Source organism: Rhodopila sp., from assembly GCF_035548095.1.
GTDB lineage: Bacteria > Pseudomonadota > Alphaproteobacteria > Acetobacterales > Acetobacteraceae > Rhodopila.
This window is the reverse complement of the sequence record NZ_DASZUV010000031.1, coordinates 1-15,621: the sequence shown is the minus strand read 5'-3', so window position 1 is coordinate 15,621 and position 15,621 is coordinate 1. Positions and strand designations below refer to the sequence as shown.

The 15,621-nt window shown below is 70.2% G+C and carries 14 protein-coding genes and 1 pseudogene; 4 read left to right on the top strand and 11 right to left on the bottom strand.

What is annotated here, in order from left to right:
- The first annotated feature begins 158 nt into the window (after nucleotides 1-158).
- Nucleotides 159-2,060: a glycosyltransferase family A protein gene (locus tag VHC04_RS22045; RefSeq protein WP_325684897.1), complete on the top strand. Its 1,902-nt coding sequence runs from the start codon at nucleotides 159-161 to the stop codon at nucleotides 2,058-2,060.
- A 68-nt stretch (nucleotides 2,061-2,128) separates the two neighbouring features.
- Here VHC04_RS22045 and queG read toward each other — a convergent pair whose 3' ends face one another.
- The 4 genes from queG to VHC04_RS22025 all read right to left on the bottom strand — a co-directional run bounded on the left by queG (nucleotide 2,129) and on the right by VHC04_RS22025 (nucleotide 6,689).
- The gene (gene queG, locus VHC04_RS22040; protein WP_325684896.1) at nucleotides 2,129-3,205 is read right to left on the bottom strand and encodes a tRNA epoxyqueuosine(34) reductase QueG; all 1,077 of its coding nucleotides are present in this window, start codon (nucleotides 3,203-3,205) and stop codon (nucleotides 2,129-2,131) included.
- Entirely contained in the window at nucleotides 3,205-3,669 is a 465-nt protein-coding gene (gene queF, locus VHC04_RS22035) for a preQ(1) synthase (RefSeq protein WP_325684895.1), read from the bottom strand. The genes queG and queF overlap by 1 nt, the downstream gene beginning before the upstream one ends.
- A gap of 112 nt (nucleotides 3,670-3,781) precedes the next feature.
- Entirely contained in the window at nucleotides 3,782-4,921 is a 1,140-nt protein-coding gene (gene tgt / locus VHC04_RS22030) for a tRNA guanosine(34) transglycosylase Tgt (RefSeq protein ID WP_408903851.1), read from the bottom strand.
- A gap of 100 nt (nucleotides 4,922-5,021) precedes the next feature.
- Entirely contained in the window at nucleotides 5,022-6,689 is a 1,668-nt protein-coding gene (locus VHC04_RS22025) for a Na/Pi cotransporter family protein (RefSeq protein ID WP_325684893.1), read from the bottom strand.
- A gap of 240 nt (nucleotides 6,690-6,929) precedes the next feature.
- On the opposite strand from VHC04_RS22025, the gene VHC04_RS22020 reads away from it, so the two are divergent.
- Nucleotides 6,930-8,111, top strand: a complete 1,182-nt coding sequence (locus tag VHC04_RS22020) for a fumarylacetoacetate hydrolase family protein (RefSeq protein WP_325684892.1) — start codon at nucleotides 6,930-6,932, stop codon at nucleotides 8,109-8,111.
- 141 nt (nucleotides 8,112-8,252) lie between these two features.
- Entirely contained in the window at nucleotides 8,253-9,008 is a 756-nt protein-coding gene (locus VHC04_RS22015) for a 2-keto-4-pentenoate hydratase (RefSeq protein ID WP_325684891.1), read from the top strand.
- A gap of 194 nt (nucleotides 9,009-9,202) precedes the next feature.
- Here VHC04_RS22015 and VHC04_RS22010 read toward each other — a convergent pair whose 3' ends face one another.
- From VHC04_RS22010 to VHC04_RS21980, 7 genes are all read right to left on the bottom strand, one after another.
- Nucleotides 9,203-11,494, bottom strand: coding sequence for a putative Ig domain-containing protein (locus VHC04_RS22010; RefSeq protein ID WP_325684890.1), 2,292 nt, complete (start codon nucleotides 11,492-11,494; stop codon nucleotides 9,203-9,205).
- Between the two features lie 132 nt (nucleotides 11,495-11,626).
- Nucleotides 11,627-12,343: a haloacid dehalogenase type II gene (locus tag VHC04_RS22005; protein ID WP_325684889.1), complete on the bottom strand. Its 717-nt coding sequence runs from the start codon at nucleotides 12,341-12,343 to the stop codon at nucleotides 11,627-11,629.
- A complete protein-coding gene (gene otsB / locus VHC04_RS22000) occupies nucleotides 12,330-13,160 on the bottom strand; it encodes a trehalose-phosphatase (RefSeq protein WP_325684888.1) in 831 nt (276 codons plus the stop codon). The genes VHC04_RS22005 and otsB overlap by 14 nt, the downstream gene beginning before the upstream one ends.
- Before the next feature lies 1 nt (nucleotide 13,161).
- Entirely contained in the window at nucleotides 13,162-13,842 is a 681-nt protein-coding gene (locus tag VHC04_RS21995; RefSeq protein WP_325684887.1) for a DUF2155 domain-containing protein, read from the bottom strand.
- Complete coding sequence (locus VHC04_RS21990; protein WP_325684886.1) at nucleotides 13,842-14,060, bottom strand: hypothetical protein; 219 nt, start codon at nucleotides 14,058-14,060, stop codon at nucleotides 13,842-13,844. The genes VHC04_RS21995 and VHC04_RS21990 overlap by 1 nt, the downstream gene beginning before the upstream one ends.
- A complete protein-coding gene (gene mlaD, locus VHC04_RS21985; RefSeq protein WP_325684885.1) occupies nucleotides 14,057-14,557 on the bottom strand; it encodes an outer membrane lipid asymmetry maintenance protein MlaD in 501 nt (166 codons plus the stop codon). Before mlaD ends, VHC04_RS21990 begins: the two co-directional genes overlap by 4 nt.
- Before the next feature lie 6 nt (nucleotides 14,558-14,563).
- Nucleotides 14,564-14,914, bottom strand: coding sequence for an NADH:ubiquinone oxidoreductase subunit NDUFA12 (locus VHC04_RS21980; RefSeq protein WP_325684884.1), 351 nt, complete (start codon nucleotides 14,912-14,914; stop codon nucleotides 14,564-14,566).
- 150 nt (nucleotides 14,915-15,064) lie between these two features.
- On the opposite strand from VHC04_RS21980, the pseudogene VHC04_RS21975 reads away from it, so the two are divergent.
- A pseudogene (locus tag VHC04_RS21975) lies at nucleotides 15,065-15,621 on the top strand (TSCPD domain-containing protein); the annotation flags it as partial.

The following is a 15,621-nucleotide window of genomic DNA, read 5'->3' as shown; positions in this document are numbered from 1 at the left end:
TGGCGCGGGCGGGCAGGGACCGGCCGGCCCGTGCGGGCGCCGGATCGGGCGCCGGAGAGGGACGGTTGTTAAGCACAGGACGCCCGCCCGTCCAAGGCCTCATCGTCCGCCGCTCCGCCTTGTTGAGCCACCGGCCCGGCGCATGCTAAGCGGCGACAATGCTTGCATCTGAGCTGTCCGTATCGGCGATCGTTCCGCTGTATAATGGTGCGCGGTATATCGAGGAGGCGTTGCGGAGCATTTTCGCCCAGCACCTCCCGCCCGCCGAGGTCATCGTCGTCGACGACGGCTCGACCGATGAGGGCCCGGACATCGTCCGCCGGCTGGCGCAATCGCACCCGCTGACCTTGTTGAACAAGGAGAATGGCGGCCAGTCCTCGGCGCGCAACTTCGCCATCCGCCGGTCCAGCGGCGCGCTGATCGCCCTGCTGGACCAGGACGATGCCTGGTATCCGAACCATCTGAGCGAACTGATCCGCCCGTTCCGGGAAGACATGACCGGCCGCCTGGGCTGGACCTACAGCAACCTGGACGAGATCGGCGTGGACGGCCAGCTGCGGGTGCGCGACGCGCTGTCCTACGGCTCCGCCGAGCACCCGAAGGTGCACCTGGACAAGTGCCTGCAGGAGGACCTGTTCATCCTGCCGACCTCGTCGCTGATCCTGCGCGAGGCGTTCGACGAGGTCGGCGGCTTCGATGAGCGGCTGCAGGGCTATGAGGATGACGACCTGTTCCTCCGCCTGTTCAGCGTCGGCTATCGCAACGCCTATATCGACCAGGCGCTGGCGCGGTGGCGGATCTATCCGTCCAGCGCCTCCTACTCGCCCCGCATGGCGCGCAGCCGGATGATCTATGCGCGCAAGCTGCTGGACGCGTTTCCGGACCAGCCGATGTTCGGGCGCTACTACAGCAGCAAGCTGCTGGCGCCGCGGTTCCTGAAGCAGATGGCGGACGAGGCGAGCAACGCGCTGGCCAGGGGCGATGTGGCGACGGCCGAGATGTGCCTGGAGGACATGGCGTTCCTGGAGCGGAAGATCGCCCGCGTGCCGCCGCCCCATCCGGTGCGGGAGCAGCTTCTGGTCAGCGCGGTGGTGCTGCTGCGCAATGGCGCGGCGACGATCCGGGATGCGCTGCACAGCGTGCAGCGGCAGAACCGGCCGGCGGATGAGATCATCGTGGTCGACGACGGGTCCACGGATGAAGGCCCCGCGATTGTCGAAGAGCTGGCGGCCGATCGCCGCATCCGGCTGGTCCGCAAGCCGCCGGGCACGATCGCCGAGGCGCGCAACGAAGGCGTCCGCCACGCCCATGGCGACGTGGTGGCATTCCTCGACCAGGGCGATCTGTGGCACTACGACCATGTCGGCGTGCTGCTGGAGCCATTCGTGGCGAAACGCGCGATCCCGCTGGGCTGGAGCCATGGCGACGTCACCGAGATCGACGCCGCCGGATCGGTGCTGTCGCGGCATCGCTCCTGCGCCGATGGGGTGCCGCAGCCGAAGCGCACGCTGGCGGACTGCCTCAACTATCCGATGCAGGTGATCCCGTCGGCGGCGATGATCTCGCGGGCCGCCTACTGGGCGGTGGGCGGCTGCGACGTCCAGATGGACGCGTTCGAGGATGATGACCTGTTCATCCGGCTGTTTCGAGCCGGATATGACAATGTGCATTTCGCCCATCCGCTGACCGCATGGCGCTCCCCGCGGCCGATCGTCCCGGACCTGACACGGATCGCCCTTGCCAGGAGGGTGTATTACAGAAAGCTGGAGGCGGCGTTGGCTGGCGAGCCCGGGGCGGGGGCGAAGCACTTCCACGATCTCGCCGTCCCGCGCTTCTTCCGCGCGATGCTGCGCGACACGCGGACCGCCATCATGCAGGGCTCGCCGGAGCAGCAGGCCGAGGCGATCGGCAATCTCCGCATCGTCATCCGCAACCTGCCTGCGCGGCAGCGAATCCTGGTCGGCCGCCTTTTGCTGCCGGCGCTGGACAACCGTCTTGCCGCGAGGCTGGTCACGCGCCACCGCGTCGCGCTGCACCGGCTGGTCGGCTGGCTATTCTGATCCTCAAGCATGACAGGGTCGGGCTGACCCGGTCATGCTCTGTCACCTCTTTGATTCCAGAGCGCGACTCACGCCCTCTCACCGCCGGCTTCAGGCGATCGCTCTAGCCGCCGGCACGCCCAGCGCGCGGCATCGGCAACCACCGGATCGGGATCGTCCGCCAGCGCGCGCGCGGCCGGCAGTAGCGCCGGATCGGCGGAATTGCCGATGGCGTTCAGAACGTTGCGGACGAAACGGTTGCGCCCGATCCGCTTCACCGGCGACCCGGCGAACAGCGCGCGGAAGCCGGCATCGTCCAGCCCCGCCAGCCAGGCGAGGCGCGGCGCCGTCAGCTCCGCCCGGCCGACCAGCTTCGGGTCCGCGGTGGGCGTGGCGAAGCGGTTCCATGGGCACACCGCCAGGCAGTCATCGCAACCGTAGATACGGTTGCCCAGCTTCGGCCGCAGCGCCTCGGGGATCGGTCCGTGATGCTCGATCGTCAGGTAGGAGATACAGCGCCGCGCGTCGAGCTGATACGGGGCGGGAAACGCATCGGTCGGGCAGACGCGCAGGCAGCGCGCGCAGGTGCCGCAATGATCACCACCCTCGGCGTCCGGCGCCAGCTCCAGCGTCGTGTAGATCTCCCCCAGGAACAGCCAGGAGCCGAAACGGCGCGATACCAGGTTGGTGTGCTTGCCCTGCCAGCCCAGCCCGGCCTGCTGCGCCAGCGGCTTCTCCATCACCGGCGCGGTATCGACGAAGACCTTCACGCCGGCGTCGAGCCGAGCGGCGATGAACTGGGCGAGATGCTTCAGCCGGCCCTTGACGATGTCGTGATAGTCCCGGTTGCGGGCGTAGACGGAAATGCCGCCGCGGTCCGGCCGGGCCAGCACGTCCAGCGGATCATCGGCCGGCGCGTAATTGATGCCCAGCACGATGACGCTGCGCGCCTCGGGCCACAGCGCCTGCGGATGGGCGCGCTGTTCGGACCGGTCCCGCAACCATCCCATCTGGCCGTGGCGGCCCTCGGCTAGGAAGGCGGCCAGCCGTTTCCGCGCCTCGGCGGCCAGGCCGGCGCGGCAGAACCCGACGGCGTCGAACCCCAGTGCCAGCGCCTTGTCCCGGATCGCGGCGCCCGGATCAGCGTGGCGAGCGGGGCCCGCCATCACCCGCGGCCGCGATAGCCGGGCACCTCCTGCGCCGGGACCCACACGCCCGCCGGCGCCTCGCCCGTCTGCCAGAACACGTCGATCGGGATGCCGCCGCGCGGATACCAATAGGCGCCGATGCGCAGCCACACCGGCGCCAGCGCCTCCACCAGCCGCCGCGCGATCTCCATCGTGCAGGCCTCATGGAACGCGCCGTGATTGCGATAGGACGCCAGGAACAGCTTCAGCGACTTGCTTTCGACGATCCAGTCGGCGGCGATGTAATCGATCACGAGATGGGCGAAATCCGGCTGGCCGGTCAGCGGGCACAGCGAGGTGAATTCCGGGCAGGTGAACCGGATGACGTAGGACCGGCCCTTGGCGGGGTTCGCCACCCGCTCCAGCACCGCCTGGTCCGGCGAGGCCGGCAGCCGCGCGGCCTGGCCGAGTTGCGTCAGGCCGGCATAGGGCGAGCCCGTCATGTCACTCCCATTTGGTCAATCCCATTCGGTCGCTCCCATTTGGCCAACCCACTCGGTCAGTCCCACCCTGGTCGGTCCATTTGGCCGGTCTCATCGGGCCGGTCTCATTTGGTCAGTCCTCCGCCGCGGCCCAGCCGGCCCGCACGCCGGCGATGTGGTCGTCCAGCCGGTGGTCGCGGATCGCCGCGCGCATGCCCTGCATCAGGCGCTGGTAGTAGGTCAGATTGTGCCACGTCAGCAGCATCGGCCCCAACATCTCCTCGGTCCGGAACAGGTGGTGCAGATAGGCACGGCTGTGGCGCTGGCAAGCCGGACAGGGGCAGCCAGGGTCCAGCGGGCGCGCGTCGGCGGCATGGCGGGCATTGCGCAGGTTGCGCGCGCCCTGGGACGTGAAGGCGCGGGCGGTGCGGCCGGCGCGGGTCGGCATCACGCAGTCGAACATGTCGATGCCGCGGCGCACCGATTCCAGCAGGTCGTCCGGCGTGCCGACGCCCATCAGGTAGCGCGGCGCTTCCCGGGGCAGCAGCGTCACCGTCACGTCCAGCGTCCGCAGCATCGCCGCCTGCCCTTCGCCCACCGCCAGCCCGCCCACCGCGTAGCCGTCGAAGCCGATATCCCGCAGCCCGGCGGCGGACCAGGCGCGCAGATCGGGGTAGGTGCTGCCCTGGACGATGCCGAACAGCCCATAGCCCGGGCGCGGCCGGAACGCCTGCTTCGACCGCTCCGCCCAGCGCAGCGACAGCTCCATCGACGCGCGGGCGGTGTCGTGGTCGGCCGGGAAGGGCGTGCATTCATCCAGCACCATAGTGATGGTGGAGTCGAACTGGTGCTGCAGCCCGACCGCGATGGCCGGCGTCAGCCGGTGGCGGGAGCCGTCGATATGGGAGCGGAACGTCACCCCGTCGACGTCCAGCTGCCGCAGGGAGGCGAGCGACATGACCTGGAACCCGCCGGAATCCGTCAGGATCGGGCCGGGCCAGTCCATGAAGCGGTGCAGGCCGCCCAGCGCCTCGATCCGGTCTCCGCCGGGGCGCAGCATCAGGTGGTAGGTGTTGCCCAGCACGCATTGCGTGCCGGTGGCGCGCACGGCGTCGGCGGTCATCGCCTTGACGGTGCCGACCGTGCCGACCGCCATGAAGGCGGGCGTCTCCATCGGCCCGTGCGCCGTGTGCAGCACGCCGGTCCGGGCGTGCCCGTCCATGGCGAGCCCCTGCCAGCGGCAGCCGCCCTGGAGATCGGGGATCTGCGTCATCCGGCACGGGTTAGGGGCAGCGGCCGGGCCTTGACAAGAGCGTTTCCCGACGGCGCCGCGTCCACCGCCGGCGCAGCCCCCATCGTCATGGCCCCCATCGTCATGGATCCGCCTCCGCCTCGCCCGCCTGTCCCAGCAGGTGCGCCACCGCGCGCCAGGCGTGGCGGGCCAGTGACTCGGCGCGGCGCACGGCGTCGATCCGCCGCAGCGCCTCCTCGACGGTGATCGTCCCGGAGCCGGCCCGTGCTAATGTCGGGGCACGATGGGCCTGGCGCAGCGCCGCCAGGTCGCGGGCGCGGTCCCGCAAGCCTGCCAGGGCGGCGTCCGCGTCGGGCGGGTCCAGCGTCCGGATCGGCGCCGCCGCGTCGCTCAGGGCGGCTTCCTGGGCGATCTCGCCGACGGCGGCGGCGGCTCGGCGCATGGCGTCGGCGCACAGGCCGGCCGCGCGCGCTTCGTCCGCGTCGCCCGAACGGACGTCCAACGCGGGCTTCTCGGCGGCGGTCTCGGCCAGCCGCGACGCGTGGTCCAGCGCGTGCAGCGTGCTGGTTCGGCGCCGCGTCTCGTCCTCGGAATCGGGCGGACCCGCGAGGTCGGCCAGGAAGTCGCGTGCCTGCCGCAATGCCGTGGCCGCGTCCGTGACGGTGGCCGGGGCGGTTTGCGGCGCGCCGGTCATCATCGCCTCGATCCGCGGGGCCATCGCGGCGATGGCCAGCGCCATGGTTCGCCGCGCGGCCTCGACCGCCACGACGGGGTTGTCCTGTGCCGCCGGGTCCAGGCCGCGCAGCAGCGGCGTGCGGGTTTCCGGCAGCAGCCGCTCCACCAGCCGGGTGAACCGGTCGATGGCCGGCATCAGGACGGCGACCCCGACCACGTTGTAGGCGGTGTGATAGGCGGCCAGCAGGGTGGCGCCGTCGGCGATGCCGGTGGCGCCGGCCAGGAACCGCACGGTCAGCGGGAACAATACGATGGCGATCACGGCGGCGACGATCTTGAACAGCACATAGGCCACGGCGAGACGCTTCGCGGTGGTACTGGCGCCGATCGCCGCCAGGGCGGAGCTGGTGGCGGTGCCGATATTCTGGCCGATGATCAGCGCGCAGCCCTGTTCCAGCCCGATCGCGCCGGCATGGAAGGCGGACAAGGTGACGGCGATGGCGGCGGTGGAGGACTGCATCACCGCCGTCATCACCAGCCCGGTGACGACCAGGGAGACCAGGCCGAGCAGGCCGGGCAGGAAGCCGGTGCCGGGCATGCCGAGCACGGTTGGCAGGTCGGACGGATGCAGCTGCTCCGCCACGCCGCCCATGCCCTGCTGCAGCGTGGTGAGGCCGTACAGCACCAGCGCGAAACCGGCCAGCGCGGCGCCGGCGGCGGCGAACCGGCCCTTGCCCAGCAGCCTGGCCATGGCGCCGGCGAAGATCAGCGGCAGGGCATACGCGGACAGCGACACCCGCACGCCGATCAGCGCCACCAGCCAGCCGGTGCCCGTGGTGCCGACATTGGCGCCGAACACCAGGCCCAGACCCTGCGGGAAGGTCAGCAGCCCGGCGCTGACGAGGCCGATCGTCGTCATCGTCGTGGCGCTGGACGACTGCACGATCAGCGTCACCACCGCGCCCCAGAACGCGCCCGACAGCGGCGTCGCGGCTGCCTGGCCCAGCACGGCGCGCAGCGACGACCCGGCGAGCCCCTTCAGCCCGTCGGTCATGATCGTCATCCCGAGGAGGAACAGGCCCACCCCGCCCAGCACCGCAATCGCCGTATCCATCTCCGCGTTTCCCCGTTCAGCGCCCTTGGGCATCGTCGATGTCCACGGACCATCCAGTTGTGTTGGACTGCGCCGGGCCTGACGCTCCGCGGATTGGCAGCCATGGATCTTTCTGCCCGCGGGGACCTTTCTGCCCGCGGGCTCCCGCAAAGGGAAGCCGAGGTCGCTCATCCGCCGGCAGGCCGGTTCCCGCGCGATCCGGGTCGGGCTAGGCTTGCCGGCAGGAGAGGAGACGGGCTCATGGACAGGTTCACGCCGCAGCTTCGCGCCGCGCTTCCGGATGATGCCGCCGACGCGGCGCTGGCCGGCCGGGTGTGGCGGCCCGACCTGGGTGGTCCATCCGTGGTCGCGGTTCGCGGCGCGGAGGTCTTCGACGTGTCGCCCGCGTTTCCGACACTGCGCGACCTGTGCGAATCCGACGATCCGGCCAGCAGCCTGCGCGCCGCGGCCGGTGAGCGGATCGGCACCGTCGCCGACATCCTGGCGAACACGCCGCCGGACGGACGCGATGCCGCCAGGCCCTGGCTGCTGGCGCCGCCCGACCTGCAGGCGATCAAGGCCGCCGGCGTGACCTTCGCCGTGTCGATGCTGGAGCGGGTGATCGAGGAGCGGGCCCGCGGCGACAACGCCGCCGCGGCGACGATCCGCGCCGAGGTGAACCGGCTGGTCGGAGATGACCTGGCGCGGCTGAAGCCGGGCTCCGCCGAGGCGATGCGGCTGAAGGAGGTGCTGATCCAGCAGGGTGCCTGGAGCCAGTACCTGGAGGTCGGCATCGGCCCCGACGCCGAGATTTTCACCAAGTGCCAGCCGATGGCATCGGTCGGCACCGGCATGGACGCGGGCGTGCATCCGGCATCGTCCTGGAACAATCCGGAGCCGGAAGTGGTGCTGGCCGTCGCGTCAACCGGCCGCATCGTCGGTGCCACGCTGGGCAACGACGTCAATCTGCGCGATGTCGAGGGCCGGTCGGCGCTGCTGCTGGGCAAGGCGAAGGACAACAACGCCTCCTGCGCCATCGGGCCGTTCCTGCGGCTGTTCGATGGCGGGTTCCGGCTGGACGATGTGCGGGCCATGACGGTGACGCTGCGCGTGGAGGGCGCCGACGGGTTCGTGCTGGAAGGCTCGTCCTCGATCGCGCGGATCAGCCGCGATCCGGCCGAGCTGGTGGGGCAGATGGTGAATGCGCATCATCGGTACCCGGATGGGGCGATGCTGTTCCTGGGCACCATGTTCGCGCCGATCCAGGACCGTGACGCGCCCGGCCAGGGGTTCACCCACAAGACCGGCGACGTGGTGACCATCGCCGCGCCGAAGCTGGGGCGGCTGGTGAACCGGATCATGCCGACCGACCAGTGCGCGCCCTGGTCGTTCGGCGCGGCGGCGCTGATGCGGAACCTGGCGGCGCGAGGATTGTTGACATAGCAGAACGCCGCCAGGTCCAGGAACGGGCGGGGCCGGGCAGGCGGGCAATGCCAGGCAGGCTGGATTTCTGGCGCTGGATTCCTGGCGATGGATTCCTGGCGCCGGATTTCTGGCGAGGGACGCACCGGGAGGATAACGACAATGATCTTCAACGAAGCGGACGCCGTCGAGGCCTTCTGGCGGGCGCGGCTGCGCGGCGACTTCGCGCCGGCCGCGTATTATGACCACCTCACCATCGACGACGCCCATCGCGTGCAGCTCGGCCTGATTGCCCGGCGCGTACGCATGGGTGAGCGGCAGCTCGGCTGGAAGGTCGGCCTGACCGCGAAAGCGATCCAGCAGCAATTCGGCTTCCACGAGCCGGTGTTCGGCTGCGTGCTGCAGACGACCGAAAGCGGCCATGTCTTCCCGCCGCATTCCCTGATCAAGCCTGGGTTCGAGTGCGTGCTGTGCATGCGGCTGGACCGCGACCTGCCGGCGGGCAGCGACCTCGCCGCGGCACGCGCCGCGGTCGGGCAGGTCCATCCGGCGCTGGAGATCATCGAGACGCGCGTGCCGATGACCCAGATCCCTTGCGCCATGGCCGACAACGCGCAGCAGAAGACCTGTGTGCTGGGTGCGCCGGTGGCGCTGCCGGAAGCGCCCGAGAAGGTCGCCTGCACGGTGGAGATCAACGGCGAGGTCGCCGGCGGCGGGACCGGCGACGCGGTGCTGGGCAACCCGCTGAACGCGCTGGTCTGGCTGGCCGGGAAGCTGGCCAGCCATGGCAGGGCGCTGCGGGCGGGCGACATCGTCATGACCGGATCGTTCACGCGGCAGTTTCCGATCGCGCCGGGGGATCGCATCCGCGTGACCTTCACCGGCGTCGGTGTCGTTGAAGCCAGCATGGCGTCCTGACCGGCGGCGGTCCGGCTCGGGGCCGGACTGATAGTCCCGGAACGGGCAGTCCCCGGACGGGCAGTCCCCCGACTGCCGGCGGTCCGAGCCGATGGTCCGCGAATTGGCGGGGGTCCGAAGTGCCGGTCCTTGAACTGGCGGCGCTCGAACTGGCGGGGCCGGAACGGCGTCACCATGACCGGCATGGCGTCCGGTCAGAGTTTCAGCGGGATCAGCCCCTGTTCCTCGGGCGTCTTGTACGGGTCGTAGGACAGCGTGCCTACTTGCTGCAGGTCCGCCCGCACCCCGGACGCGGTGGCGGCGAAGCTGACCGAGAAGGTGTCGATCGCCAGGGACTGCGCCGCGTCCGCCGCCAGGATGGCGATGCCGATCGTGCCGCTCTGATTGGCCGGCACGGCGCCGGAAAAGCCCAGTGTCGACGCGTTGAACCGCAGCCAGGAGGTCACGTTCGGACCAGCGGTCTGATAGGCCGCGAAGCTCATTTTCAGGCCGAGGGAATCGGTGAACGTGTTGCCTGGCAGCACGACGTTCAGCGCGGTGTTGTCCAGCCAGGCCTGCGCCGGCGTCTGGTTGGTGACGGCGATACCGGGCCGGACCGTGACGGCGAAGGTTTCCGAGGTGCTCAGCCCGCTGGTGTCGGTCGCCGTCACCTGGACATAGGCGCTTTGCGCGATCGATGGCGCGGTGCCGCTGAAGCTGTGCGTGGCGGCGTCGAAGTGCAGCCAGGACGGCAGCGCCGCCCCCGAGGCGAGTTTCGCCGACCAGGTCAGCGCCTGTCCCTGCGGATCGGTAAAAGTGTTCGCCGGCAGGGTCAGCGCGATGGCCTGGCCCATCACCCAGCTCTGTGACGGCGTCCAGACGGTGACCGCCGGCGCGCCGATCACCGTCACGCCGAACGTCTCCGACACCGACAGGCCGGCAGTGTCGGTCGCCTTCACCGCGATCGACAGGGTCTGTGCCCCCGCCGGCGCCGTGCCGGTGAACGTATTCGTTGCGGCGTTGAATTTCAGCCAGGATGGCAACGCCGCCCCCGAGGCCAGGGTGGCCGCGTAGGTCAGGCTCTGCCCGTTCGGATCGGTGAAGGTATCGGCCGGCAGCGCCAGGCTGATCGCCTGGCCGGCGAGCCAGCTCTGCGCCGCCGTCTGCGTGGTGACCACCGGCGCCCTGCTGGCCTGGCCGGGCGTCTGCGCCGCGGTGCCGGCCGCGACCGTTACCACCAGGCTCTGCCAATCGCCCCAATAGGACCCGTTATAGGCCCGCACCATCAGCGTGTCGCCGGTGGCGGTGCCGCCGGCCAGCAGCGATACGGAAGACAGCGAGGACACCGCCAGGGCCGTCGCCGCCGTGTGGCTGGAGGCGGTCGTGCCGTCATGAACCAGCGCATCCGTCAGCGCCGTATCGTATACCTGCCACGCCGCGATGGCGCGGTTGGCGGGATCGATGACCGTGAACAGCGAAGCCAGCGTCCGCGTCGTGCCGGTGCTGATGGTCAGGCTGCCGACCGTCGTCGATACGACCGGCGTGTCCAGCTGGTAGATCACCACCGTGTTGGCCAGCACGGCGCCGAATTCCTGGGACGCCAGGTGCGGCGCGGCGATCACGATGTCGCTGGAGGAGCCATCATTCGCGGCGTTCAGCACCGTGCCGCCGCTGGTGACGAAGGTGGCGTTGTCCACCAGCATCGCGGTGCCGCCCGACCCGGACACGCAGGTGGCGATATGGCCGCCGCCGTTGCTGAAGCCCATGACGATGATCTCACCCGCGGTGAGCATCGTCTGCCAGGCACCGGTCTGCCCGGCACCAGTCTGCCCGGCCGGCCCGTTATAGGCGACGATCCATTCCCCGTCCGCCTGCCCGGCCAGGCCGACCGCGGTGCTGCGCACGGGTAGCGAGGCCCCGGCCTCGGCGGCGATGGTGCTGGCCAGCACCCAGCAGCCGTTCATGTTCCAGACCTTGCCGACGAAGCTGTCCGCCGCGGCAATCACCGAGGCCGGCGTCGCCTGCTCCGGCACCGTGCCGGTATAGGACGGCTGCGTCGCCACCGTGACGCTGCCCAGGTAGTCGACCCCGCCGAGCTGCATCATGTACCAGGCATTGCCGGCATATTGCGTCGCCAGGCTGAGATTGTTGGTGCCATACAAAGATATGTTGGTCACGTCGTTGGCATTGCCGGAGGACGTGTAGACAAGCTGGTCCAGATAGCCATACGTACTGTTGTAGTAACGTCCTGTCGATGCCTGGTAGGTGAAGACGAGGCCGGCCCCGCGCCCATCCGAGCCGATCGCGCTGAAGGCCAGCGCGTGGCCGTTGCCGGTGAAACTGCCCGTCGCGCCGGTCGATCCGGCGGTATAGTCGTTCCGGTCGATCGCCGTCAGCACCAGGTATGCCGGGTTGGTGCCCGACGTGCTGACCGACACCATCTGCGACAGCGCAATGGTCGTCGCGGTCTGATCGACAAACGCGGTATGCAGCAGATTGATGGCCACGGTGCCGCCCCTTCGGCAATGAAACGTGGCCGGATCATTAGAAAACGGCGGTGTATGTGCCTACGACGGAATGATTCACTTTCGTTAATACTTTCGCCGCCGCGGTTGACCAGGCCGCCTCAGGCGCCGCTTTCAGCCCAGAGAGCGATGCGCCGCCACCAAATCTGCCATGCTCGGAAAGCGGAAGTCATACCGCACATCGCCGCCGGCCGGCGCGGTGGCGCCCGATCCGCCGCGCGCATGCCGGCGGTCGATCCAGGCCGAGGCGAGCCCGATCGCATTCGCCGGTACGTGGTCGTGGAACAGGCTCTGTGCCACGTGCAGCACGTCCGGCTTCGTGAAGCCGTCGGCCGCCAGCCGATCCATCAGGTAGGTGAAATTGCGCGGGTCCGGCTTGTAGGAACCGATATCCTGCGCCGTATGCACCGCGTCGAACGCCACCCCGAGCCGCGGCAGCGACCGAGCGAAGCTGGCATGGTCGACATTGGACAGGATGACCAGCCGATAGTGCTGCTTCAGGTAGCGCAATGCCTCCGCCGTGTCGGGAAATGCCGGCCAGTCGCCGACCGAGGCGCCGAAGCGCGCATCCGCCGCGGCGTCGGCGGCAACGTCCCAGTCCGTCGTCAACTGGCGATGCACCGCGCTCAGTACCGCGGAGTAGGGCATGTCCGGCGCCGCGGCCTGCTGGCTCGCCTCACGCAACGCGAAGGCTTCCAGCACGGCGTCGTCCGACAGCGTGACCGGTGCCCTGGACCGCAACGGCGCCAGGGCTCGCAGCAGCCCCGTCTCCCAGTCGATCAGCGTGCCGTAGCAATCGAAGGTCAGAACCCGGAAGTCACGAAGCGTCATGCGGCTTTCCCTGATGGCGGCGCGCCGGTTGCGGTTCCCCTGGCCGTGATTCCCTTGGTCGTTCCCCTGGCCGTGATTCCCCTGGCCGTCCCCTTGGCAGCGCTGCCCAGTCGCCGGCGGCGGCCGAGCGGGCCAGCCAGCCCCGGACGCCGGCGGGATCGCCGAACGCGGCATCGACCCGCAGGCCGGCCCCGCCCAGCTGGCGGGCGACCTGCATCCCATCCTCATCGGTGACGTCGTCGCCGATGAACAGCGGCAACCGGCCCTGGAACGGGGCGCGTTCCATCAGCAGCGATACCGCCTTGCCCTTGTCGGCTCCCACCGGCCGCACTTCCCACAGCATATGGGCGGGCAGCAGCTGGAACGCGGGCCGTTCATCGACCAGCGCCTGCAGCACCGACCGGAACAGCGGCCCGGCCTGCGGTGCCTGGCGGAAGTGCAGCGCGAAGCCGCGTGCCTTGCGTTCCAGCATCGCCCCGGGAAAGGCGCTGGCCAGCGCGTCGGCCGCGCGGATCCAGGAGTCCGGCGGGGGCGGCAGGTCCGGCCGCTCGACCGGGCCGCCCGGCCGGTGCCGCACGGCACCGCCATGTTCCCCGGCCACGGCGCCCGGCACGTCACCCAGCAGCCGGTCCACCGTCTCGATCGGCCGTCCCGTCACGATGGCCAGGGCGCCGCCCATCGCGTCGCGCAGCGCCGCCAGCGCATCGGTCAGCCCGGCTGCGACGGTCACCGCATCCGGCGTCGGCGCCAGATCGAGCAGCGTGCCGTCCAGATCCAGCAGCAGCGCGGTCCGGCCGAAGGGCGGCAGCGTGTCCATGTCAGGAGCATCCCGTCACGCGGATGTCGTAGATCGGGCTCTGCATCATCGACACCGACGGCTCATTCGCCAGCACCCAGCCGGTGAAGCCGGGGGCGTCGGGATGGCTGTCCGTGATGTCCAGAAACGCGGCGGCATCGGCCGGCTGGTCCGGCGGACGCACGACGCAGGATTTCACCGTGATCGACAGCGTCTCGAACGTCACGGTCTGTCCGACCTTGACGGTCAGCGGCTGGACCTGCGCATTCACCTTGTCCAGCGCCTGCAGCCTCGCCGTTCCGGCTGGCGCCCATTTGTTCGGCCACTGCACCTGCGGCGTCATGTCCGGCGCCGGGGCGCCGCCTGGCGGCGCGTTGCCCGCCGCGTCCGGTGCCGCGCCGCCCGCGGCCGGCGGAGCGCCCGGTGGAGCGCCCGGCGTTTGCGCCGGTGGCGGCGCCGTCACCGCCGGCGCGGGCTCGCTGCGCGGCGCCAGGCCCCGCAGCGAGGGCGGCAGCAGCGAATCCTGCTGCTCCTGCAGCGGCGGGTTGCCCTGGGTCTGGGTCATGGCGCCCTGGGTCACAGTGCCTGGGGCCGTGACCGCCTGGGTCAAGCGGCCCTGGGCGGCGGTGCCCTGCCATGGCAGGGTGGCCGCGAGCAGCGCCGCCGTCAGCACGGCCGGCGGAAGCAGGTGATGCAGCCGCATCAGCGCACGCGCTTGGGCGAGTCCAGCCCGGCCACCATGTCCGCCAGGACCTTGCGGATGGCCGCTTCCTCGACGCCCATCAGGATCGCGTCCTCGAACGCGTCGGTCAGCACCTGCGCGACCTCCCGGTAATTATCGGCCAGCATCTTGATCTTCTCCCGGCAGCCAACGGCGTTGCCGTCCAGGCCCGGCCACGCGGTCGGCGGCGGCGGGATCATTTCGGCGCGGCGCCGGTCGACGTCCCGTCGCCGTCCTTCTTCCCCGAGTTCAACTGGGTAACGCTGAAGATGAACTTGCCCAACAGCTCCTCCAGGCTGACCGAGGACTGCGTGATGGTGATCGTCTGGCCCGGCTTCAAGTCCTGCGCGTCGCCGCCGGGCGACAGGGTGATGTATTTGCCGCCCAGCAGGCTCTCGCTGGTGATGATCGCCGCGGTGTCCTTGGGCAGCTTGATGTCATCCGCCACCGTCAGGGACACGATCGCCGCAAAGCTGCCGGGATCGACCATCGTGTTGGTGACGGTGCCGACCTTGACGCCGGCGATGCGGACATCCGACCCGACGGACAGGCCATCGATCTTGTCGAACTGCGCCCGCAGCGGGTAGCCCCCCCCGATGGAGCGGCCGGAATGCGCGACGGCATAGGCCAGGAAGCCGCCGGCAATGACCAGCACGGCGGCGCCGGTCAGCGTCTCCGCAATCCCATGACGGGCCATTGCGTGCTAGCTCGGCATCCAGGGTTCGTAGTCGCCGGTGGCCGGGGCGCGGGTGCCGCCGCGATAATCATGGCCTGGCGGGCGATAGCTTTGCGGGGTGCCCGTGGGGTTGGCCATATGCGGCTTCTGCCAGGGGCGGCGGGTCGATTCAGGCAGCGGCGCATCGGTGGTGTAGTGCAGCCAGGCGTGCCATTCCGGCGGCACCTGCGAAGCCTCATTGCCGACATGGTAGATCACCCACCGGCGCGTGCGCTTGCCGGTGCGGGGACGCTTTTCCTCGTAATACACATTTCCCGCGGCATCGGTGCCGACACGGCGACCGTTGAACAGGGTGAACAGCCATGTGCCGAAAGTCATGCGCGGACATATACGCACGCGGCAGGATTTGGTCCACCCGTGTCAGCGGGCGGTGACCGTTTGAAATTATCCACAAGATTTTGCGTTATTGCGATGGTCTTGCCACCAAATATGCTGTCCCTGCCCCGCGGGATCGCCTAGGCTCGGGCCATGAAGACAGCCCGCTCCCCGCTTCATCGGACCTGGCACGGCGTGCGGACGCGGCGGCTGGATGCCGCGCCGGACCCCGACTCTCCGCCACGCCCGGTGACGCTGCCCGCCACGTGGGACGATGCCGCCGCCGCCGCGCTGGCCGCCCTGGCGCCTGGTGCCGGACCGGTGACACTGGCCGGCGCCGCGGCTGCCTGGATCGACCCGATCGCCGCCGCCGCTACCGCCGCCGGCCTGGACATGCCGATCGCCGACCGGCTGCATCGCCTGCTGCTGCTGCGCCGGGGCGCCCCCCGCGCCGCCGTCTGGGCGCTGGATGCCGCCGACGCGCCGGGCTTCGTGCTGAACCTGCCGGCCTTCCTGCACGATAACGTGTTCGACGTCGACGGCTTCGCCGAGGCGGTCGAGACCGCGGTCTTCGCCCTGAGCCTGGCGGCGCCCTCGGCGCGGCACATCGATGTCGGCGTTGCCGATCTGGCCGGGCTGCTGGCCGCCCTGGGGCTGGATTACGCGCAGGAACCGGCCCGTGATGTCGGCCGCGCCCTGGCGGCGCTGCT